This is a genomic window from Streptomyces kaniharaensis (assembly GCF_009569385.1).
Classification (GTDB): Bacteria; Actinomycetota; Actinomycetes; order Streptomycetales; family Streptomycetaceae; genus Kitasatospora; species Kitasatospora kaniharaensis.
Genome location: NZ_WBOF01000006.1, coordinates 119,358 through 140,489, shown reverse-complemented (window position 1 = coordinate 140,489; position 21,132 = coordinate 119,358). Strand labels below are relative to the sequence as shown.

Genomic DNA, 21,132 nt, shown 5'->3' with positions numbered 1-21,132 from the left:
CGGAACTCAGGGCATCGTCCAGGGCTGCTGTGGCAGCGGGTGGCCCGTCTCCAGGTAGGTCTTGAGGTTGGACAGGACGGCCTCCCAGCCCCTGGCCGCCTCCGCCACCTCGGCCTCGTCGGCGAGGCGCTCGTGACTGACGGTGAGCCGGGTGAGGTCCCGCCAGCCCTGGATCTCGAAGGTGACCCGGGACGGCCCGGCCGGGCCGGGCTGCTCCGATGGGGACCAGCTGGTGACCAGGCGGTGCGGGCGGTCGACGGCCTCGACGATGCCGATGACGTCGGCGATCCCGGAGTCGTCGGCGCGCTGGTGCTCCCAGGGGGCGCCGGGCAGCCAGGTGGAGACGTTGCGGTGGCCCCAGTAGAGGCCGGACTCGTCGGCGTTGGTGAGTGCGTGCCACACGCGCTCGGGCGTGGCGCGCAGGTAGACGGCGGTGCGGTGGGCGGTGGTGTGGTCAGCGGGTGCGGCCATGGCCTCAGCCCCCGGCCGCGTCGAGCAGCGGCTGGATCTCGATCTTCTGCATGCGCATCATCGCGGCCATCACGCGGTCGGCCTTGGCCCGGTCCGGGCCGGCGACCAGGTCCAGCAGGACGCGCGGCGTGATCTGCCAGGAGAGGCCGTAGCGGTCCTTGAGCCAGCCGCACGGCGCCTCCTGGCCGCCGTCGGCGGTGAGCTTGGCCCAGAGCTCGTCGACCTCCTGCTGGTCGGCGCACTCCACCTGGAGCGAGATCGCCTCGGTGAAGGTGAACGCCGGGCCGCCGTTGAGGGCCGTGTACTTCTGGCCGGCGAGTTCGAAGTCGACGGTCATGACCGAGCCGGCGGCGCCGGGACCGGTCTCGCCGTAGCGGGCGACCCGGGTGATACGGGAGTTGGGGAAGAGCGACGTGTAGAAGGCGGCGGCCTCTTCGGCCTGGTCGTCGAACCAGAGAAAGGTGGTGATTTTCTGCATGCGCCCGACGGTAGCGGCGGGGTCCGTCGGGGCGGCCGAGCCACGGCCGGGGGTCACCGGTTCGGCGCCCCCGGCCCTGCCGGCCACGGGTCAGTGCACCCAGCCCGCGTAGCGGCGGCTGAAGCGCTGCCCGGTGTGGGCGGTGACGACGACGTCGTAGCGGCCCTGCTCGTCCAGCGGCCAGGCCAGGTCGACCTGCTGACCGGGCTTGACCCAGACGGTCTTCGCGGTGCCCGCGAAGTCGTTGGGGGCGGCGGTGAAGGCGACGCCGGTCAGGCCGTCGTTGGCCACCTGAAGGGTGAGCCGCACGCTGCCGCGCAGGTCGGCGGTGACGATCGGCACGCCGACGTCGTTCTGGCCGTCCTGCCCGTCGCGGACCACGGTGCCGGCGAAGCGGCGGACGAAGCCGTCCGGGCCGTGGACGGTGAAGTCGTAGCGGCCGTTGGTGGCCGCGGCGTCCCAGACGTACGTCGCGGTGGCGCCGGGGGCGACGGTGTAGGGGGTGCCCGCGAACGGGAAGGCGATGTTGGGGTAGACGGTGTACGGGAAGGCCACCGAGCCGTCGTTGGTCATCGTGCAGGTGACCTTGCCGGTCTTCCGGTCCACCTCCGCGTCGGCCCACGGCTGGTACGGCAGCGGGCGGTGCGGGCGCTCGCCGCGCTCCTGGACGGGCATCGACTGGGCGCCGACGGCCGGCAGGGCGACGCCGGGCAGCTTGGTGCCCGCGTCGGCCTTGGCCATCAGGGCCTTGGTGTCCGGCAGGCGCGGGATCGAGTGGTCCGGCGCGGCGAAGTCGAAGCAGCTGGTGAGGTCGCCGCAGACGGCCCGGCGCCAGGCGGAGATGTTGGGCTCGGCGACACCGGTGACCACCTCCATGAAGCGCAGCACCGAGGTGTGGTCGAAGACCTGCGAGTTGACCCAACCGCCGCGCGACCACGGGGAGATGACCCAGAGCGGAACGCGGTTGCCGAGGCCGATCGCCCGCCCGTGGGTGAACTCCTCCGGCGTGCCCGCCTCGGGGGTGGGCGGGACCATGTGGTCGAAGTAGCCGTCGTTCTCGTCGTACATGACCAGGAAGACGGTGTGCTGCCACACCTTCGGGTTGGACATCAGCGACTGCAGCGCCGTGTCCACCCAGTGCGCGCCGTACGCCGGGCCGGCCTCCGGGTGCTCGCAGAAGAGGTAGGGCGCGACCAGCCAGGAGATGGTCGGCAGGGTGCCGTCCTTGCAGTGCCGGTCGAAGTCGGTGGGGTCGAACTTCGTCATCGCGTTGACGTAACGCGGGTCGTCCTTCGGGAAGTTGTGGAACTGTCGGAAGTAGGAGAGCGCGTTGTCGTCGTAGTCGCCGGTGCGGTCGTCCTTGCTGGGGTTGTGGTAGACGCGCCAGCTGACACCGGCGGCTTGGAGGCGCTCGGCGTAGGTGGTCCAGTCGGCGACGGGGTTGTCGGTGACCGGGGTGTTGTCGATCCAGGGGCCGGTGGTGCCGTCGCGGCCGGGGCCGGCGGTGCCCGTCCACAGGTAGAGGCGGTTGGGGTCGGTCGGACCGGCGAGGGAGGTGAAGTAGGCGTCGCAGAGGGTGAACGCGTCGGCCAGGGCGTACTGGTAGGGGATGTCGTCGCGGGTGAAGTAGCCCATGGTGCGCTCGCCCTTGGCGGCGATCCACTTGTTCATCGCGCCGTTGTTGATCGCCTGGTGGCCGGTGGCCCAGTCGTGGGCAAGGCCGCCGGCGTTCTGCGCGTTGTACTTGGAGGTGTCCATCCGGTACGGCAGCATGACGCCGCCGTCGCCGCGGCCGCTGTCGGGCTGGCGGAACACGTCGCTGCCGTCCGGGAACCGCAGCGCCTGCTTGTCGCCGAAGCCGCGGACGCCGCCCAGGGTGCCGAAGTAGTGGTCGAAGCTGCGGTTCTCCTGCATCAGGACGACGACGTGCCGGACGTCCTTGACGGTGCCGGTGAGCCGGTCAGACTCGGGGGCGGCGGCCGCCTCGGCGGGGGCGGCGGCGAGGCCGGTCAGCGCGACGGCGCCGGCGGCCGCGGTGGCGCCGACGAAGGTGCGGCGGGAGAGTTCGGACATGGCGAACTGGCCTCTCAGAGCTGGAAGGTGGCGACGGCGGCGGCGGTGTCGGACGGCCACTCGTTGGCCGCGCTGTTCGGCTCGGGCTGCGGCCAGTCGGCGACGAGGGTGTGAGCCTCGACCAGCTTCAGCGGGCCCGCGTACTGCACGTAGTCGATGCGGTCCTGCGGCTCCGACTTGGTGCCGCGCTGCCGGCGGGTGGGCGACCAGGTGTTGCCGGGGTTCTTGGCCGGGTTGCCGTGCTCCTCGCGAAAGGCGTCGGTCAGCCCGACGGCCTGGAGGGCCTTGGTGACGGGCCAGTTGACCGGTCCGACACCGCCGTGCGCGGGCGCGGTGGCGGCCGTCCAGTCGAGGTGGGACGGCGAGGAGAGCGCTCCGGCGAGCACCACCGGGGTGTGCTTGGCGATGTCCGCGCTGACCGCGGCGGCCAGCGCCTTGGCCTGCTTGAGCCGGACGGAGGCGTTCTCGGCGGCCTCGGCCTGGGCGGCGGTGCGACCGTCCTGGACGCCGTACGGGCCGTAGTCGGCCTCGTCGAGATGCGCCGCCCAGAAGCGGACGGCCCGGCCGCCGGGCAGCCGGACGGTCGCACCCGCAGCGGGCAGGTCGGCCGTGGCCGGAGTGATGTCGGCCAGCGGGTGGCGGCTGAGGATGCCGACGCTGCCCGGGCTCTGGTAGGCGTACCAGCCGAGCGCGGTCGCGAGGGTCTGCGCCTGGGTGCCGGCGGTCTCCTGGAGCGCCAGCACGTCCAGGCCCTGGGCGAGGACCACGCGCAGCTGCTTCTCCAGCGCGTCGGTGTACCCGGCGCCGGCGTTGTTCAGGTTCCAGCTCACGGTCTTCAGGCGCAGCGGCCCGGCCGGGTCCGCGACCGGGATCAGCACGGTGACGGTGTCGGTCGCACCCGCGCTGTCCTTGACGCCGACGACGACCAGCTCGGGAGTCCCACCGGCTGCGGGCGCGGTGCCGGTGAGGGTGCCGTCGGCGCCGACCGAGGCCCAGGCCGCGCCGCCGACCTTGCGGAAGGCGGCGGTGCCGGCCGGGTTGCCGGCCGGGCGGGACCAGAGGCCGCCGAGCTTGACGGTCACCGCCGCGCCGGGGGCGACCGCGGCGGTGGTCAGGGCGTCGACGGTGCTGTGCGGGCGGACCACGGCGGGCTTGGGGCGGAAGCTGAACGGCCCGGTCTGCGCGAGGATGCCGTAGCCGTCCTTGGCGAGCAGGTAGGCGGTGTACGGGCCGCCGGTCAGCGCGGCGGTGTCGAGCTGGACGTCGCCGGAGGCGGCCGGCGTGTACTTCCACAGCAGGGAGGAGCCGTTGCCGGGCTGCCGGCTGCCGTCGTAGACGCCGACCCAGTTCCTGGCGTCGGGGGCGTCGGTGGTCCAGTGGAAGGTGAGCCGGTCGCCTTCGGTCGGGTTGGCGGATGCGGTGAGGGTCAGGGTGCTGCCTGTGGCCACGGTCGTCCTGTCCGCCGCCGGGAGCCCGGTCCGCCGGGATCGTCGGGGATCGTCGGCGGCCGGGTCCGCGCGCGGCTGGTCACGGAGGCTTGGGAGGAATGACCCGTAGTTGGCTGTACAACTGCGGATGCCTTCATTCACCCGAAGGTCAGCGACCGGAACGTGAACGACGCATGACGCAACGTCGGGCGGTTCGGGAAATCCGGGGCGGCGGGTGTCCGGACGATCCGCCGGGCTTCCCCGGATGCGGCCTCCGACCTGGGACTCTTCGGTGGCGGAGGCGTCCGGTGACCGGGACGCAGCCACGGCGACCCGGCAAACGGGGCAACTCCCCGGCCGGGCCGCCGCGCTGGTGTCAGGAGCGCCAGGCCGGGTTCGTGACGATCGCCTTCAGCTGGTCCACGTCGAGCGCGGGGGTGCCGGGCTTGAAGGTGAAACCGTTCTCGCCGTTCCACTCCGAGATCCGCACCTGGCCGCCGTCCGGGTAGTGCACGTCGGCCGTCCAGTGCAGGATCTGGTCCGTCGCGGTCTTCCCGTTGCCAAAGCGGTTGGTGACGACGAGTGCCCCGTCGCTCCGCTTCTCGCGGACCTCCAGAGGGGTCGTGCGGTCGCGGTCCATCGTCCCGAAATCGTCCCGGCCGCGCTGGGACGGCGGCTCCACGCCCACCATCAGCATGCTGCTGCGGCCCTCGACGGTGACCGTGAGCACGGCGCGCTGGGCATCCTGGCCGGAGACCTTGGCCCCGGCCGGCAGCAGCGGGACGAGCTTCGCGAGCAGCTCCGCGTTCGACGGGCCCTGCGACGGGGTCGGTGCCGGGGCGTCGCCGGGCTTCGGCGCCCCCTTCACCGGGGCGAGCGAGGCGAAGACGCGGTCCCACGCCGGGGAGGTCGCCAGGGCGCTCAGCTGATCGACGGCCAGCGGCGGGTTCGGCCGGTTGGCGACGGCCGGCTGACCGTTGTACTCGGCGATCTGCAACCGGCGGCCGTCCGGGCCCGCCCAGACGGCCTCCCACTTGCGGATGTCCGCGTTGTAGGTGTCCCGCAGCCGCTCGACCACCAGCGCGGAACCGTCCGGCCGGACGCTTCGGTCGCAGGAGTCCTGCGGCGTGGTGAAGCCGTCCTGGCAGAAGGCGTTCGCGTCGGGCCGCTGCTTCGTCCGCTCCACCGAGATGTCGATGACGCTCTCGCCGGCCCCGTCGTCGAACATCAGGACCAGGGAGGCCCGGTGCCGGTCGGAGCCCGCCACGTCGCCGTAGAGCACCTTCACCTTCCCCTGCGGCAGCAGGCCGCCGACCAGCGCGACCATCTCGTCCTGGGACATCGCCGGCAGGTCCGGCGCCGCCGGGCCGACCCCGCCCAACGGTCCACGGCCGATGGCCGCGAAGCCGCCGGCCCCGACCAGCACCAGCGCCGCCAGCCCGCCCGCGACGGCGGTGCGACGCCGGCGGCGCCACCGGCGGCCGCGCTGCTCGGCGGCCAGGGCGAGGGTGTGCTGCACGGGCTCGGGCGCCAGCTCGGCGACGCCGCGCAGGGCGCGGGCGAAGTCGTCCGCGAACTCGTCGTCAGTGGGCATGGCGCAGCACCGCCTTGTCGGAGGAGGGGGTCGTTCCGTTCGTTCCGTCAGTGCCGGCGTCGGTGCCGACGTTGGTGCCGCCGGATCGGCGCGCGGCCGCGTCGATGCCGTCACCCAGCACGCCGCGCATCCGGGCCAGCGCGCGACTGCTGCGCGAGCGGACGGCCGTGGAGCTCAGACGCAGGACGGCAGCCGTCTCCTCGACGCTTCGGTCCTCCCAGAAGCGGAGCACGAGCACGGCGCGGTCCTGCGCCGGGAGTTCGGCGAGGGCGCGCAGCAGCGTCAGCCGGAGCGCCGGGTCCGGGTCGTCCACTGCGACGTCGGGGAACTCGTCGGTGACGCGCTCGGAGGCGCTGCGCTTGCGACGGTAGGACAGGAAGGTGTTGACCAGGACGGTCTGCGCGTAGCCACTGGGGTTGTCCAGCCGGGATATCTTCCGCCACTTGACGAAGATCCGGCCGAGCGCTTCCTGCACGAGGTCCTCGGCGAGGTGGGCGTCACCGCCGGTGAGGAGGAAGGCGGTGCGCAGCAGGTGGCGTCCGCGCGAGGCGACGAAGTCCGGGAACTCCGGCCACCGTGATTCGGCGGCCGGGGCGTCCGCACTCGATGATTGATCCATACCTTGGTAACGCGGTGGGCCCCGCCCCGTGTGGCACCTTGATCGTCAGTAGATCGAACGAGCACGGGGCGCGCCGGAGGGTGCGCGGAAGAGCGCGGGGATCTGGCGGACGCCGGGCAACGGGCGGACGCCGGGGAAGGGGCTCGGAAACGGGCTCAGGCCAGGGCGAGGAACAGCTTCTCCAGCTCCGCCTCGCTCATCGGCGGGGCGTCCTCGTCGGCGGCGGCCATGCACTGGCGCATCCCACTGGCGACGATCTTGAACCCGGCCCGGTCGAGCGCGCGGGAGACCGCGGCCAGCTGGGTCACGATGTCCTTGCAGTCACGGCCCGCCTCGATCATCGCGATCACCCCGGCCAACTGGCCCTGCGCGCGACGCAGCCGGTTCAGGACGGCGCCGACCGCCTCCTCGTCCACCTGCATGTCCGGGCCGCCTTTCACCTCGACTGTCGACTGGCCAGTGTACCCGGTGGGGTATCCGACCCGGCCTGTCGGCGGGCGTTCGGCGTCGGGCGAGCGGCGGGGTCCTAGGTACCGACCGCGGGGTGGTGCCTGCTCCACCAAGACCGGGGGGCTGGCCCCATCGCCCGGAGCCGCGGCGCGCGACTACCGTCCTCGGGAGATCGGGAGATCGCGTTCCGCACAACAGGTACTCGCACAACGGGTTTCGCACAACAATTCGCACAACAAGGGGGATGGGCATGGGTCGGCAGCGCCGGTACATCGGGGCTCTGGTGATCGCCGGGATCGCCGTCGGGGGCCTCAGCGCCTGCTCGCCGAGGACCGAGTTCAGCGACGACGCCACCGTCACGGAGAAGGTCACGGCCGTTCGGCTGGACACCTCCGCCGGGAGCGTCACCGTGCACGGGAAGGCCGGCGCCACGCAGATCGCCGTCCACCGGACCATCGGGTACGAGCACGACCGCCCCGGCGCCACCACCCGGCTGGAGAACGGCGTGCTGGTGCTCGGCGGCTGCGGGGACGACTGCTCGGCCAGCTACACGGTGGAGATCCCCGCCGGACTGCCGATCACTGGGGAGACCTCGGCCGGGGAGATCAGCCTCTCCCAGGTCGGCGAAGTCTCGGTGCGGACGAGTTCCGGCAGCATCACCCTCGACGGCGTGGCCGGGCCGGTCGACGTCCACACCTCCAACGGCGCCATCGAGGGCACCGGGCTCCAGGGCGACCGCATCCGGGCCCAGACCAGCAACGGCCGGATCCGGCTCACCCCCGGCAAGGCGCAGGACGTCACCGCGAAGACCTCCAACGGCGCCATCACCCTGACCGTCCCGGCCGCCGCCTACCACGTCATCACCTCGAACAGCAGTGGCGACATCCACGTCGGCGTCCCGGACGACCCGGCGGGCCGCTACCGGCTCGACCTCGGCACGTCCAACGGCGGCATCACCGTCCGGACCGGCTGAGGATCGGGAGTGTCAGACGCGGCGCCGCCGGGCGCCGCCGTGGAGCGGCGGTGTTCGTCGTAGTGACGCAGGACCGGCTGGAGGTAGTCGACCTGGGGACCGGTGAGGTCTGCGGCCTCGCTCGGGGTGGCGAGGAGGGCCATCTCGTCGAATTCCAGTTCGACGCCGCGGGCGCGTTCGGCGGCGAGCATCGCCGTGAAGTGGTCGCGGAGTTCGCCAGCCGGGCGGGGCGGGGCGAGGTAGAGGACACCCACGTTGCCGTTGGCGCCCCGGACGACCAGCCACTGGGTCAGGTGCTCGGGGCGGGTGTCGAGACCGGTCTCCTCCAGGAGTTCGCGGGCGGCGTGGCGCTGGAGAGCGGGGAGGCCGAGGAGGTCGCCGTGCTCGGGCGGTTCGACGTTGCCGCCGGGCAGGCCCCAGCGGCCGGGGTGGGCTGTCAGCCCGGACATCCGGCCCACCAGGACCCGCCCGTCGTCGGTCGGTTGGACGACGGCGACGAACAGCGCGGGCAGCCAGCCGGTAGCGCCGGGCACCCGGCGAAGGACGAACCGGCGGTAGGTGGTCCGCGCCCAGGCGAGGACGAGGCCCTGCGGGCCGTCCGGCCTCAGCCCCGCGCACACCGCCACCGGACCGTCGAAGAAGGTCGGGTTGGCCTCGACCGCCTCGGCCCAGGCGCGGTCCATCGCCGCGCACTCGTCGGACGAGAGTTCGGGTGCTGCGGTCTCGGCCAGCCGGATCCGGGCGGGTGCCAGGACCTCGACCTCGGCGGGGGCAAGCTGTCGTTCGGTCACCGGCTCATGCTGGCACAGCGTGGACGAACCGGGCCGACCGGCCACGGGCCGGACGGCCTCGGCCACCGCGGCACCGGCTCCGACCGTGCCCATGGCCTGAGCGCCGACGGGCTGTGCACGGAAGGGACTGGCCCCGGTCAGAGGCTCACCTGGGTCTCGGCGCGCTGGCGGATGTACTCGTCGGGGTGCGCCAGGGCGATCTCCACCGCGTGCTCCACCAGGGGGTGCAGCTCGGCCGGGTAGGCGCGCAGGACGAGGGGCAGTCCGGGAAGGATGCTGCGGCGCACGTCCACGTTCTCGTTGGTGACGAACTCCCGCAGCGCGGCCGCGTGCCACGCGTCCCGGATGCTCGCGCCGTCGTCGGCGCCGATCGCGGTCCTGCCGTCGTCGACCGTCAGGGCCGTCCAGTACCAGGCCCGTGCCGCGCCCGCGCGCTCGACGTCGGTGCCGGTCTCCAGCCAGCCGAGCAGGGCCATCCGGACGCGGCGCCGGCCGAACGCCAGCAGGGCCGGTTCGACGAGGCGCCGGTTGAAGCTCGGGTTGGGGTCGTAGACCGCCGCCGCCAGCAGCGCCCCGAAGTACTCCTCCGGCAGGTCAGCGCGCCCGGCGAGCGCCTTGTGGACCTCCCATCGCCCCGCGTTCGCGAAATCCGGCCCGGGCGGGACCTCGGCTCCGACGAGCCGGAGCAGTCCCGCCAAGCGCAGTTCGAACGCCTGCGATCCGTCATGAGTGCGCCCGGGCAACGGCTGGAGTCCCCGCACCTCGCCCGCCGTTTCCTTCGTCTCCACGAACCCCTCCTCATTCTGAGTCATCGGCAGACTACTCGCTGCACACGTGTTCGGGGGTCGTTTTCGCGCAGGCCGGAGACCCGGTCGGTCAGGCCGGGCGGCCGGGCGGGACGAGGCCGGTCTGGTAGGCGATGGCGACGAGTTGGGCGCGGTCGCGGGCGTCGAGCTTGGCCATGGCGCGGTGGACGTGGGTGCGGACGGTGAACGGGCTGACATACATCCGCTCGGCGATCTCCTCGTTGGTGAGGCCGGTGGCGGCCATCGACATCACCTCGCGCTCGCGGGCCGTGAGCACGGTGAGGCGTTCGGCGGTGCCGGTGGCGGCCGCCGGGTCGGGCTGGGCGAGGAAGTGGTCGATGACGGCGCGGGTGGCGGCGGGCGAGAGGAGCGCGTCGCCGGCGGCGACGGTGCGGACGGCGGCGAGGAGTTCCTTCGGGTCGGCGCCCTTGCCGAGGAAACCGCCGGCGCCCGCACGCAGGGCCTGGGCCACGTACTCGTCGATCTCGAAGGTGGTGAGGATGAGCACCCGGGTGCCGGCCAGTTCCTCGTCGGCGCAGATGGCGGCCGTCGCGCCGAGGCCGTCGGCGCCGGGCATGCGGATGTCCATGAGGACGACGTCGGGCTTGGTGGCGCGGGCGAGTTCGACCGCCTCGCGGCCGTCGGCGGCCTCGCCGACGACCTCCATGTCGTCCTCGGCGTCGATGAGGACGCGGAAGGCGCCGCGCAGCAGGGCCTGGTCGTCGGCGAGCAGTACGCGGATGGTCATGCCTGGTCCTTGTCGTCTCGGGCGGCGGTGCGCAGGGGGAGTTCGGCGGTGACGAGGAAGCCGCCGCCGGGGCGGTGGTCGGCGGTGAGCCGGCCACCGACGGCGCCGGCGCGCTCGCGCATGCCGATCAGGCCGAAGCCGCCCTCGCCGGGGGCCTGGCTCGGCAGCAGCACGGGCCGGGGGCGGCCGCTCGGCGAGGAGCCGCCGTTGGCGACGGTGAGGGCGACCCGGCTGTCGCGGTACCCGATGGTGACCTCGGCGTCGGCGCCGCAGGCGTGCTTGGCGACGTTGGTCAGGGACTCCTGGACGATCCGGTAGGCGGTCAGGTCGATGCCTGGCGACAGCGGCCGGGCCTCGCCCTCGACGGTGAGCCGGACCGGGAGGCCGGCCCGTTCGAAGGCGTGGATCAGCTCGGGGAGCCGGTCGAGGCCGGGGGCGGGTTCGAGCGGGGCCGGCTCCTCGGCGCGGCGCAGCAGTCCGACGGTGGCGCGCAGCTCCTGGAGGGCGGAGCCGGTGGCGTCGGTGATGTGGCTGAGCACCTCGCGTGCCTGGGCGGGGTGGCTGTCCATGAGGTGGACGGCGATGCCGGCCTGGGCGTTGGCGAGGGCGATGTGGTGGGCGACGACGTCGTGCAGGTCGCGGGCGATCCGGATGCGCTCGTCGGCGACGCGGCGGCGGGCCTCCTCCTCGCGGGTGCGTTCGGCGCGCTCGGCGCGTTCCTCGATGGCGGCGAGGTGGGCGCGGCGGTTGCGGATGGAGTCGCCGATGGCGCCGGGGAGCAGGGCCCAGGCGAGGACGCCGAGCCGTTCGCCGAGACCGCCGGACTCGACGAGTACCGCCATGCCGGTGAGCAGGACGGCGGTGGCGACGGACGCGCGCAGGGCGGTGGAGCGGTCGGTGCGGACGGCGAGGAAGTAGAGGGCGCAGAGCAGGGGCGCGGCCAGGGCGACGGTGAGCCGGGGGCTGGTCAGGGTGAGCAGCATGGTACAGACCAGCGTGACGGCGGTCACCGCGCGGGGGTGGCGGTGGTGGACGAACACGGCGGCCGCGGAGATCAGCCCGATGGCGCTGGTGAGCGGGTCGAGGCCGGTGAAGTGACCGCTCCGGTCGATCACGGCGCCGAGGCCGGTGACCGCGATCAGGATGGTGCCCCCGATGACGTCCATCAGGCGGGGGTGGTGCTGGCGCAGGCGCTGCCAGGTGGTGGTCATGGTGGTGCTCTCCGGGTCGCGGGTCAGGGGCCGTCGGCGCGATCGACGGGTGGTGCGATCGGTGACGGCCCCTGACGGCAACGGTAGACGGTGGGGAGTCGAACGGGGTCGGACTAGACCACGACGGACTCCCGGACCGGGGCCGGCTCGGGGGCGGCGGTGTGCAGCTTGCTGCCCTCGACGTCGACGTCCGGTATCAGGCGGTCGAGCCGGCGCGGCAGCCACCACGCCCTGCGGCCGAGCAGGGCGAGGACGGCCGGCACGATCGTCATCCGGACCACGAAGGCGTCGAAGGCGACGGCGGCGGCGAGGCCCACGCCCATCATCTTGACCATCGGTTCGCTCGAACCGACGAAGCCCGCGAAGACGGCGATCATGATGAAGGCGGCGGCGGTGACCACCCGGGCGTTGTGCCGGAAGCCGGTGACGATCGCCTCGCCGGGCGGCTCGCCGTGGACGAAGCCCTCGCGGATCCGGGTGACCAGGAACACCTCGTAGTCCATGGCCAGGCCGAAGACCACGCCGATCATGAAGATCGGCATCAGGCTCATGACCGGACCGGTCTGCTCGACGCCGATCAGGTCGGCGAGCCAGCCCCACTGGAAGACCGCGACGACCGCGCCGAGCGCGGCGGCCACCGACAGCAGGAAGCCGAGCGCGGCCTTCAGCGGGACGAGGACGGAGCGGAAGACCACCAGCAGCAGGAGGACCGCGAGGCCGACGACCACGGCGAGGTAGGGCACCAGCGCGTCGCTGAGCTTCTGCGAGACGTCGACGTTCATCGCCGTCGTGCCGCTGACCAGCACACTCGCGCCGGTGGCCGTCTTCAGGCCGGCCGCGTGGCCGCGGATGGCGTGCACGAGGTCCTTGGTCCCGGCGGTGCTCGGGCCGGTCGCCGGGATGGCGTTGAGCAGGGCCGTGTCGCCGGTCTTGTTGAACCTCGGCGGCGAGACGGTGACGACGCCGGGCAGGCCGGAGACGGTCTTGGCGACCTCGCTCACGGCGGCCTTGGGGTCGGAAGCGCCCTTGGCGTCCACCACGACGGTCAGCGGGCCGTTGTAACCGGGGCCGAAGGCCTCGGAGACGAGGTCGTAGGCGCGGCGCTGGGTGGTCGAGGCGGGTTTGGACTCGTCGCCCGGCAGGCCGAGCCGCAGGTCGAGCGCGGGGGCGGCGAGAACGCCGAGGCCGATCACACCGACGAGCAGCACCGCGAGCGGACGGCGCAGCACGAACCGGGCCCAGCGGGCGCCGCCGTTCTCCTTCGTCGGCTCGCCGCCGCCCTTGCGGGCCTTGCGGGGCAGCACCCGGCGGCCGATGAAGCCGAGCAGCGCGGGCACCATGGTGAGCGCGACCAGGACGGCGACGACGACGGTGCCGGCGGCGGCCAGCCCCATCTTGGCGAGGAGCGGGATGCCGACCACGGAGAGCCCGGCGAGGGCGATCACCACGGTGAGCCCGGCGAACACGACCGCCGAGCCGGCTGTGCCGACGGCCCGCCCGGCGGCCTCCTGGGGGGTGTGCCCCTCGGCGAGCTCGGCGCGGTAGCGGGAGACGATGAACACGGCGTAGTCGATGCCGACCGCGAGGCCGAGCATCATCGCGAGCGTGCCGGTGGTGCCGGACAGGCCGAGCGTGCTGCCGAGCGCGGTGATCGCGGCCATGCCGAGGCCGACCCCGACGACCGCGGTGAGCAACGGCAGCCCGGCGGCGGCCAGCGAGCCGAAGGTGATCACCAGGACGACCGCGGACAGCCCCATGCCGATGACCTCGCTGTGGCCGCCCGCCTCGTGCTTGGCGTTCAGCGCGTTGCCGCCGATCTCGACCGTGAGCCCGGCGTCCCGCCCGTGCCGGGCGGCCTGTTCCAGGGCGTCGGTGGCGCCCTTGGACAGCCCGCCCGCCTTGGCGGAGTAGCTGACGGTCGCGTACGCGGTGGTGCCGTCCTTGGAGACGGCACCGGCCTTGAACGGGCTGACCGCACCCGTGACCTGCTCGCCGTGCGCGAGCTCGGCGACCGTCCGCTCGACCGCCTGCTGGTTGGGGCCGGCGGTGATCTTCTGCCCGGAGGGCGCGACGAACACCAGCCGTGCGGAGGCGCCGTCGGCGTGGCCGCCGGGGAAGCGCTCGTTCATCAGGTCGAAGGCCTTCTGCGCCTCCGTGCCGGGCATCGCGAAGCCGTCGTCGGGTGCGGCGGGCGCCGTGGCCGCGAGGACCCCGCCGACCGCCAGCACGGCGACCCAGAGCAGGGTCACCAGCCGGCGCCGGACGAAGGCCCATCGGCCCAGGCGGTAGAGGAACGTGGCCACGGGAGAGCGGACTCCTTCGGATCTCGGTCACAGGACGCGCTGGTCGGTCGGACTGCGCCGGTCGGGCGTGCCGATCGCTCGGGCACACCTATCGCAGTGCGCGCCGCGGGCGAGGCCGGTGCCGGTGTCGGCGCGGTCCGCCCGCAGCGTGGCCAATCCTCGATGGCCGGGCCCTCCTCGGTCGTCGTCCCTGCGCAGACAGTTGCCGTACTGCGGACGCAGTAGGCGCCCTCGCCGGACGGCGGAGCGCGCGGCCTCCGCGGGGAGCAGTCCGGGATACTCCGGCGGGCGCAGCCGACGGCCCGCGGGTGCCCGGGTCACCCGTGCGGACGGTGACGACAGGCCGCGCGCGGGCGAGCGAAGTAGCGTGATGTGCCTGGCCCGACCGTCTGCCCGACGCCCGGACCGACCCGACCCGATCGGTGCTGACCCCAGCCCGCTGCCGGAGGTGCCCCATGGGCGTTCCCGCCGCTCGCATCGTGTTCGACGAGAGCGATCGCACGGCCGTCGCCGAGGCGGTGGCGGAGATCCTCGCCACCGGCGCGCTCACCCTCGGCCCGTGGACCGAACGCTTCGAACAGGCCTTCGCCGCCGAACACGGCGCCTCTCACGCCGTCGCGGTGTCCAGCGGCACGGCGGCGCTGGAGGTGATCCTGCGCAGCGTCGACGTTCGCGACCGGGACGTGATCGTCCCGGCCGTCACGTTCTACGCGACCGCGGGCGCCGTCCTCCACGCGGGCGGCCGTCCGGTGATCGCCGACGTCGACCGGGCGACCCTCGCGCTCTCCCCGGACACCCTGGAGGCGGCCCTCACCCCGGGTACGGCAGCCGTCGTTCTCGTGCACATCGGCGGGCTGATCACCCCGGACGCCGAGGCGCTGCGCGCCGTGTGCAACCGGCGCGGCATCCCGCTGGTCGAGGACGCCGCGCACGCCCACGGCAGCAGCCTCGACGGGCGCGCCGCCGGGTCGTTCGGCCTGGCCGGCGCGTTCTCCTTCTATCCGACCAAGGTCACCACCAGCGGCGAGGGCGGCATGATCCTCACCGAGTCGCCCGAACTGCGCGACGAGGCCCGGATCTACCGCGACCAGGGCAAGGGCTCGTTCACCACCAACCACCACGTGCGGCCCGGCTACTCGTGGCGGATGAGCGAGCTGAACGCCGCTGTCGGCGCCGTGCACCTGCGCCGGCTCAAGGAGTTCATCGAGACCCGTCGCGCGGTCGCCCGCCGGTACGACGCGGCGCTGGCCGGGCTGGACGGCCTGGAGCCGGTGCTCGAACCGGCCGGCTGCCGCAGCAACTACTACAAGTACGTGGCGCTGCTGCCGCCCGGCGTGGAACGCGCCGAGTTCAAGCGGGCGGTCGCCGAGGAGCACGGCGTGCGGCTGTCCGGCGAGGTGTACGACCTGCCACTGCACCTCCAGCCGGTGCTCGCCCCCTACCGACGCGGCCCGCTGCCGGTCGCCGAGGACGTCTGCGCGCGGCAGATCTGCCTGCCGGTGCACTCCGACATGACCGAGGACGAGGCCGAGCAGGTCATCGAGGCCGTCTCGGCCGTCCACCGGCGGCTCGCCGGACAGCGGCCCTGACACACAGCGGTTCGGCTCAGAGCGGTTCGGCACAGAGCGGTTCGGCGCCCGACAAGGAGTGAGAACGTGCGGATTGCCATCACCGGGGGATGCGGATTCATCGGCTCACACGTCGTGGACCGGCTGGTCGCGGCCGGACACGACGTCCTCTCGATCGACCTCACCGACAAGTACCTGAACCCGGACGCCGAGCACGCCCGGATCGACGTCCTCGACCTGCCCGGCCTCACCTCCGCGCTGGCCGGCCGCGAGGTCGTCTACCACCTCGCCGCGATGGCCGACGTCGAACAGGTCTTCGCCGACCCGGTGCGCGCCGTGCGGGTCAACATCGACGGCACCGAGACCGTCCTGGAGGCCGCCCGGCGCAGCGGTCTCAGCCGCACGGTGCTCGCGAGCACCGTCTGGGTGTACGGCGCCGCCCTCACCGCCGAGGACCAGCTCGACGGCGAGGAACAGGAGCTGGACGAGCACGTACCGATCGAGCTGGAGCACAGCGGACACCTCTACGTGGCCACCAAGCTCGCCGCCGAGATGCTGGTGCACAGCTACCGCGAGCTGTACGGCCAGCACTTCACCATCCTGCGCTACGGCATCCCGTACGGGCCGCGGATGCGGGACGAGCTGGTCGTCGCCCGGTTCGTGCAGGCAGCGCTGGCCGGGCGACCGATCACCATCGCGGGCGACGGCCGGCAGAGCCGCAACTTCGTCTACGTCGAGGACCTCGCCGACGCCCACGTCCGGGCGCTCTCCCCCGCCGCCGAGGACCAGACCTTCGCCCTGGAGGGCTCGACCGGCGTCTCGGTGCGCGACATCGCCGACACCGTGGACGAGTTGCTCGGGCCCGTCACCATCGAGCACATCGAGGCGCGGACGGCCGACTACGCGGGGCGGCGGATCTCCTCGGCACAGGCGAAGCGGCTGCTCGGCTGGTCGCCGCGCACCAACTTCGCCGACGGCGTGGGGCGGTACGCGGACTGGTACCGGGCCGCCACCGGTTCATGAGCCCGGACGCCGGGCGCCCGGAGCCGCCGGTGCCGCACGCCCTGCTGATCTCCGGCTCGCTCGGCCAGGGCCACGACGTGATGGCCCAGGCCTGCGCGGACACCCTGCGGGCACGCGGCTGGACCACCGACACCGTCGACGCGATGGCCCTGCTCGGAGAGCGCTCGGGCGCGGCCGGGGAGGCGGTGTTCCGGCGGCTGATCGACCTGCCCGGGGTCTACGACGCCTTCCACTTCTCGGCCCTGCGGCCCGGTGCCCGGATCGCGCTGCTCGCCGGGGCGGCGGCCCGCGCGCGACTGGTGCCGGCTCTGCGGAGGCTGGTCGCGCAGCAGCGGCCGCAGCTCGTGGTGTCGGTGTTCGCCACCGCCACGTCGGCGGTCAACCGGCTGCCGCGGCGGGACTTCCGGCACCTCGTGTTCTGCACCGACGTCACGCCGCACCGGCTGTGGGTGCAGGAGGGGACCGACCTCTTCGTCGTCACCTCCGAGGTCGCCGCCTGCGCCGTGCGCCGCTACCGCCCCGAGGCCGACGTCGCCGTGCTGCCCGCGCCGCTGCGCCGGCCGTTCTACCGGCCGCCGGGCCGGGCCGAGGCCCGCGCCGAGCTGGGCGTGCCGGCCGGCGCCGAGTGCGTGCTGCTGATGTCCGGGTCGTGGGGCCTCGGGCCGCTCGCCCGCGCCGCCTCCACGCTCGCGGCCGCCGGGCCGCACGTCCTCGCCGTGGCCGGGCGCAACAGCGAACTGGAGCGGCGGCTGCGGCGGGCCGCGGAACGGGAACCGCGCCTGCACCCGTTCGGGTACACCGAGCGGATCCCGGTGCTGATGGCCGCTGCCGACCTCGTGGTCACCAGCTCCGGCGACACGTGCAGCGAGGCCCGCGCGCTCGGGCGGCGGCTCCTGCTGCTCGACGTCGTCCAGGGGCACGGGCGGGACAACCTCCAGCACGAACTGGAACTCGGCCACGCCGACGTCACCTCCGCCCGCCCCGCCGAGGTGGTCCGCAACGCCCTCGCCGCGCTCACCCGACCCGAGCCGCCGCCCTCGGTGGGCGCGAACCCGCAGGCCTGGCAGACGGGGTTCACCGAGGCGCTGGAACGGGTCGGACTGGAGTAGGAGCTGCGAAGAACTGCTGCTCCGGTCACGGAAGTTCACGGCGCGGGCACCACGGGCGTGAGCGTGGACGGCCTCACGAGGATTCTCGACCGGAATTCGGGAAGCCCGGCCCCGGGACGGCGTGGTCGCGGAGGGGGCCGAGGGTGAGGGCGCGGGTGCGGCAGTGGGCGGCGATGAGCGGGAGGGCGGCGAGGGTGGCGCGCCAGGAGCCCGGGGCCGAGGTGCAGTCGGAGTCGTGGAGGAGGAGGGTCGCGCCGCCGGTCAGGCCGGGGCGGGCCGTGGAGAAGACGGAGTCGCCGGTGGCGTCAGCCGTCCAGTCCCGGCCCCAGGCGGTCCAGAGCACCGGGCGCAGGCCGAGGCGGCGGGCGGCCAGCGCCGGGCCGGCCGTCAGCACCCCGTAGGGCGGCCGGTACCAGAGCGGGCGGGCCCCGCACAGCTCGGCCACCGCCTCGGTGGCACGGCGCAGTTCGCGCAGGTCGCGGACCGGTGCCGGGTACCACTGCCGCCGGTGGTGCCAGCCGTGCACGGCCACCTCGTGCCCGCGGGCGACCAGCTCCCGGCCGAGGGCGGGGGCGCGCTCCAGCATCGCGCCGAGCAGGAAGAAGGTGGCGCGGGCGCCGAGTTCGTCCAGCGCGTCGAGGACGTACGGGGTGCTGCGCGGGTCCGGCCCGTCGTCGAAGGTCAGGGCGACGTGGCCCGGGTCGGTGCCGTGGCCCGCGGTCCGGCGTGCCACCGTGCGACGCAGCACCGGGAGGCGGACGGCAGCCGGCGCCAGGTGCAGGAACTCGGCGCCGGCGACCAGCAGCAGCGGGCCCGTCCGGTTCACCCGAAGCGGGACGCCATGCGCCGGAACACGCCCGGCGCCGCGCCGTGGATCCGCGCCGGGACGCCCAGCCACTGCGGCACGAACAGGCGGTCGCGCTCCGTGTGGATCGTCGCCACGACGGTCTCCGCGACGCGCTCCGCCGACACCGGGCGGGGTCGCTCGCGCTGGTACGGGGTGCCGCGGCGGTCGAAGAACGGCGTGTCCACCGGCCCCGGCAGCACCAGCCGCACCCCCACGCCGGTGCCGCGCAGCTCGTACCAGAGGCTTTCCGCGAACATCGCCAGCCCGCCCTTGGTGGCCGCGTAGCCCGACTCGTCGCGCACGCCCACCTGGCCGGCGATCGAGCCCAGCAGCACGATCCGCCCGTGGCGGCGCTCCAGCATGCCGGGCAGGAGGAGGCGGACCAGCCGCAGCGGGGCCGCGAGGTTCACCTCGATCATCCGGTCCAGGATGTCGGAGGGCGTGTCCGCGTACGGGCCGCGCCAGCCCAGGCCCGCGCTCGCCACCAGGGCGTCCACCCGGCCGGCGGCCGCGAGGGCGGCCTCGGCGAGGCGGGCCGGGCCGTCCGGCTTGCTCAGGTCCTCGGGCAGGGCGCGGCCGCCGGTGCGGGCGGCCAGCTCGTCCAACCGGGTGCGGTCGGTGCCGGACAGCAGCACCTCCCAGCCGGCGCCGGCGAGGCGGGCCGCAGTGGCCCGGCCGATGCCGGAGGACGCGCCGGTGATGAGCGCGACGGGGCGTTCTGACGGCCCCTCGCTTCGGGGTCGTCGGTGGGCTTCCTCCGCCATCGCGCACCTGCCGCTCTGCCGTGCCACGTAACTGCCGTCCGTTTTGTCCGGCAAGTCACCTTCGCACGGCGGCGTCGTCCGGGCTACCGGGGCGGGACGGCGGCTCCGCCTCGCCACCCGCCCCGGCGACCACCGCCTCCGCCGACTCCCCCTCCAGCTCACCGAACCGGGACAGCAGGAACGTGCCGCCGACGGCCACCGCGAAGCCCGTCAGCGCACACCACTCGAAGCCCGGGCGGGCGGCGTCCCCGAGCACCGTCACCCCGACCAGCGCCGGGCCGAAGGTTTCCATGACCGTCCCGGCGGCGGTAGCGGCGGTCACGGTGCCGCGCTGCAACGCCAGGGCGTACGCGAGATAGCCGCCGAGGCCGCCGAGGACGAGCGCATAGGTGGCCGGGTCGGCGAGCAGGTGCGCAAGGCTCTGCACGTCCAGTACCCGTACGGCGAGGCTGGTGACCCCGAACCCCACCCCCGCGAGAAGGCCCAGGCCCGCCGCCGCGGCATTCCAGCTCCGGCGGACGAGCACGAGGGTGAGCAGCAGCATGACGACGGTGGTCGCGAGCAGCGCCCAATGGAACGCGCTCGCGGCGGAGTCCTGACCCTCCTTGCCCGAGCCGAGCGCCAGCAGCGTCAGGCCGACGACGACCGCGACGATCCCGGCCACGTCGCTCCGGCGCAGCCGGGCGCCCATTAGCCAGACGGCGGCCAGGGCGGTCACGGCGAGGCTGGCGTTGGTGACGGCCTGCACCAGGAAGAGGGGGAGGCTGCGCAGCGCGACGATGCTCAGCGCGAACCCGACGATGTCCAGCAGGGTGCCGAGCACGAACTGCCACGACCGCACCAGCGCCGCCAGCAACCGCGCCCGCACCCGGTTCGCCCGCGGCGCCGACCTGGCGCCACGCGCCTGGAACACCGCCGCGACGCCGAAGCACACGGTCGCGACCAGCGCCGTGGTGAGTCCGAGCAGCATGCCTCTCCAGCCTCGGGGCAGCATCGATCCACCACCAGTCTGTGCCCGGGGAGGCGCCCGCGCACGGTCCGCCCGGGGCTGGGCCCATCGGCTCATCGCCCGCTCGGCGTCGCGCGCCGTGACCGATAGCGGGCCGCAGCACCCGCCGATCAAGGCCAACTCCCCCGAACCAGCCCCTCAATCCCATGAGATGACAATCTGTATTCGGTTTGCAGCCTGGAGTGACAGGGCTGATGGAATGAGGATGGGCGCACACAGCCCGACCCTCGGGTGGCCCGGCGAGCAGCCGGTGCCACGGAAAGCAGGCTCGATGACGATCGACAAGGGTGCCCGCGGTTCCGTCGCGGTGCCGGGCGAGGCCGCCAACGTCCGGATGGAGCTGGCGTATTCGGCGTTCTGCGAGACGCACGAACCCGCCTGGCACGCGCTCGCGCTCACCCGGATAGGCAACCGTGCCGACGTCGCGCTGGTAGTGAAGGCGGTCAAGGAGGACCTGGCGCGGTGCTGGCCGCAGGTGCTGCGGTTCGAGGAACCGGCCGCCTACGCCTGGCGGCTGGCGAACCGGCACGTCGCCGACTTCGTGGCGGGCGAGGAGCCGGTGGTGGTCGAGGCGGTCACCTTCGCGGCGGTGATCGGGGCGTTCAAGCAGGTGGCGAACGGGCTGCTGCACAACGAGGCGGACGAGGTGCGGCTGTACGCGGCGATCCTCGAACTGCCGGACCGCCAGCGGGACGTGGTCATCCTGCGCTATCTGCTCGGCCTGCACGTCAAGGTGATCGGGGCGTACCTGGACCGGCCGGTGGCGACGGTGCACTCCAACCTGCGCCACGCCCGGGAGCGGCTGGCCCGGCGGCTCGGGGTGCGCGAACTGCCCGACCGAGGGGGCGACCAGTAAGCCTCCGGCAGG

Annotated in this window: 20 protein-coding genes; 5 read left to right on the top strand and 15 right to left on the bottom strand. The window is 73.7% G+C overall.

Annotated elements, in window-relative coordinates:
• Window positions 1-6: 6 nt before the first annotated feature.
• The 7 genes from F7Q99_RS37765 to F7Q99_RS37735 form a co-directional block, all read right to left on the bottom strand.
• Window positions 7-471: an SRPBCC domain-containing protein gene (locus F7Q99_RS37765; protein WP_153471290.1), complete on the bottom strand. Its 465-nt coding sequence runs from the start codon at window positions 469-471 to the stop codon at window positions 7-9.
• Between the two features lie 4 nt (window positions 472-475).
• Window positions 476-949: a VOC family protein gene (locus F7Q99_RS37760; RefSeq protein ID WP_153471288.1), complete on the bottom strand. Its 474-nt coding sequence runs from the start codon at window positions 947-949 to the stop codon at window positions 476-478.
• Window positions 950-1,039: 90 nt separating this feature from the next.
• A complete protein-coding gene (locus tag F7Q99_RS37755) occupies window positions 1,040-3,022 on the bottom strand; it encodes a phosphocholine-specific phospholipase C (RefSeq protein WP_153471285.1) in 1,983 nt (660 codons plus the stop codon).
• A 14-nt stretch (window positions 3,023-3,036) separates the two neighbouring features.
• Entirely contained in the window at window positions 3,037-4,470 is a 1,434-nt protein-coding gene (locus F7Q99_RS37750) for an endonuclease/exonuclease/phosphatase family protein (RefSeq protein WP_326847553.1), read from the bottom strand.
• 355 nt (window positions 4,471-4,825) lie between these two features.
• Window positions 4,826-6,043, bottom strand: a complete 1,218-nt coding sequence (locus tag F7Q99_RS37745; protein ID WP_153471282.1) for a hypothetical protein — start codon at window positions 6,041-6,043, stop codon at window positions 4,826-4,828.
• Window positions 6,033-6,662: a SigE family RNA polymerase sigma factor gene (locus F7Q99_RS37740; RefSeq protein WP_153471279.1), complete on the bottom strand. Its 630-nt coding sequence runs from the start codon at window positions 6,660-6,662 to the stop codon at window positions 6,033-6,035. Before F7Q99_RS37740 ends, F7Q99_RS37745 begins: the two co-directional genes overlap by 11 nt.
• A 155-nt stretch (window positions 6,663-6,817) precedes the next feature.
• Entirely contained in the window at window positions 6,818-7,084 is a 267-nt protein-coding gene (locus F7Q99_RS37735) for a metal-sensitive transcriptional regulator (protein ID WP_153471276.1), read from the bottom strand.
• 278 nt (window positions 7,085-7,362) lie between these two features.
• Here F7Q99_RS37735 and F7Q99_RS37730 point away from each other — a divergent pair, with 278 nt between their 5' ends.
• Window positions 7,363-8,085: a DUF4097 family beta strand repeat-containing protein gene (locus F7Q99_RS37730; protein ID WP_153471273.1), complete on the top strand. Its 723-nt coding sequence runs from the start codon at window positions 7,363-7,365 to the stop codon at window positions 8,083-8,085.
• On the opposite strand, the gene F7Q99_RS37725 is transcribed toward F7Q99_RS37730, so the two are convergent.
• The 5 genes from F7Q99_RS37725 to F7Q99_RS37705 form a co-directional block, all read right to left on the bottom strand.
• Window positions 8,031-8,876 (bottom strand): NUDIX hydrolase, encoded by an 846-nt coding sequence (locus F7Q99_RS37725; protein WP_326847552.1) that lies wholly within the window; start codon window positions 8,874-8,876, stop codon window positions 8,031-8,033. The genes F7Q99_RS37730 and F7Q99_RS37725 overlap by 55 nt on opposite strands.
• Window positions 8,877-9,013: 137 nt before the next feature.
• Window positions 9,014-9,664: a hypothetical protein gene (locus tag F7Q99_RS37720; protein WP_326847551.1), complete on the bottom strand. Its 651-nt coding sequence runs from the start codon at window positions 9,662-9,664 to the stop codon at window positions 9,014-9,016.
• A gap of 88 nt (window positions 9,665-9,752) precedes the next feature.
• Window positions 9,753-10,430 (bottom strand): response regulator transcription factor, encoded by a 678-nt coding sequence (locus F7Q99_RS37715; protein WP_153471267.1) that lies wholly within the window; start codon window positions 10,428-10,430, stop codon window positions 9,753-9,755.
• Entirely contained in the window at window positions 10,427-11,641 is a 1,215-nt protein-coding gene (locus F7Q99_RS37710) for a sensor histidine kinase (RefSeq protein WP_153471264.1), read from the bottom strand. The genes F7Q99_RS37715 and F7Q99_RS37710 overlap by 4 nt, the downstream gene beginning before the upstream one ends.
• Window positions 11,642-11,754: 113 nt before the next feature.
• Window positions 11,755-13,944, bottom strand: coding sequence for an MMPL family transporter (locus F7Q99_RS37705; protein ID WP_326847550.1), 2,190 nt, complete (start codon window positions 13,942-13,944; stop codon window positions 11,755-11,757).
• A gap of 455 nt (window positions 13,945-14,399) precedes the next feature.
• Here F7Q99_RS37705 and F7Q99_RS37700 point away from each other — a divergent pair, with 455 nt between their 5' ends.
• From F7Q99_RS37700 to F7Q99_RS37690, 3 genes are all read left to right on the top strand, one after another.
• A complete protein-coding gene (locus F7Q99_RS37700; protein WP_153471261.1) occupies window positions 14,400-15,533 on the top strand; it encodes a DegT/DnrJ/EryC1/StrS family aminotransferase in 1,134 nt (377 codons plus the stop codon).
• A gap of 66 nt (window positions 15,534-15,599) precedes the next feature.
• Window positions 15,600-16,535 carry an NAD-dependent epimerase/dehydratase family protein gene (locus F7Q99_RS37695; protein WP_326847549.1) on the top strand — a complete coding sequence of 312 codons (936 nt, stop codon included), beginning with the start codon at window positions 15,600-15,602 and terminating at the stop codon, window positions 16,533-16,535.
• Window positions 16,532-17,644 (top strand): MGDG synthase family glycosyltransferase, encoded by a 1,113-nt coding sequence (locus F7Q99_RS37690; RefSeq protein WP_153471258.1) that lies wholly within the window; start codon window positions 16,532-16,534, stop codon window positions 17,642-17,644. Before F7Q99_RS37695 ends, F7Q99_RS37690 begins: the two co-directional genes overlap by 4 nt.
• A gap of 73 nt (window positions 17,645-17,717) precedes the next feature.
• Here F7Q99_RS37690 and F7Q99_RS37685 read toward each other — a convergent pair whose 3' ends face one another.
• The 3 genes from F7Q99_RS37685 to F7Q99_RS37675 are packed head-to-tail and all read right to left on the bottom strand — an operon-like array spanning window position 17,718 to window position 20,225.
• Complete coding sequence (locus tag F7Q99_RS37685) at window positions 17,718-18,470, bottom strand: polysaccharide deacetylase family protein (RefSeq protein WP_326847548.1); 753 nt, start codon at window positions 18,468-18,470, stop codon at window positions 17,718-17,720.
• A complete protein-coding gene (locus tag F7Q99_RS37680; protein ID WP_153471255.1) occupies window positions 18,467-19,255 on the bottom strand; it encodes an SDR family NAD(P)-dependent oxidoreductase in 789 nt (262 codons plus the stop codon). Before F7Q99_RS37680 ends, F7Q99_RS37685 begins: the two co-directional genes overlap by 4 nt.
• A gap of 55 nt (window positions 19,256-19,310) precedes the next feature.
• Window positions 19,311-20,225 carry a DMT family transporter gene (locus F7Q99_RS37675; protein WP_195911413.1) on the bottom strand — a complete coding sequence of 305 codons (915 nt, stop codon included), beginning with the start codon at window positions 20,223-20,225 and terminating at the stop codon, window positions 19,311-19,313.
• A 310-nt stretch (window positions 20,226-20,535) separates the two neighbouring features.
• Here F7Q99_RS37675 and F7Q99_RS37670 point away from each other — a divergent pair, with 310 nt between their 5' ends.
• Window positions 20,536-21,120: an RNA polymerase sigma factor gene (locus F7Q99_RS37670; RefSeq protein WP_153471250.1), complete on the top strand. Its 585-nt coding sequence runs from the start codon at window positions 20,536-20,538 to the stop codon at window positions 21,118-21,120.
• Window positions 21,121-21,132 lie beyond the last annotated feature (12 nt).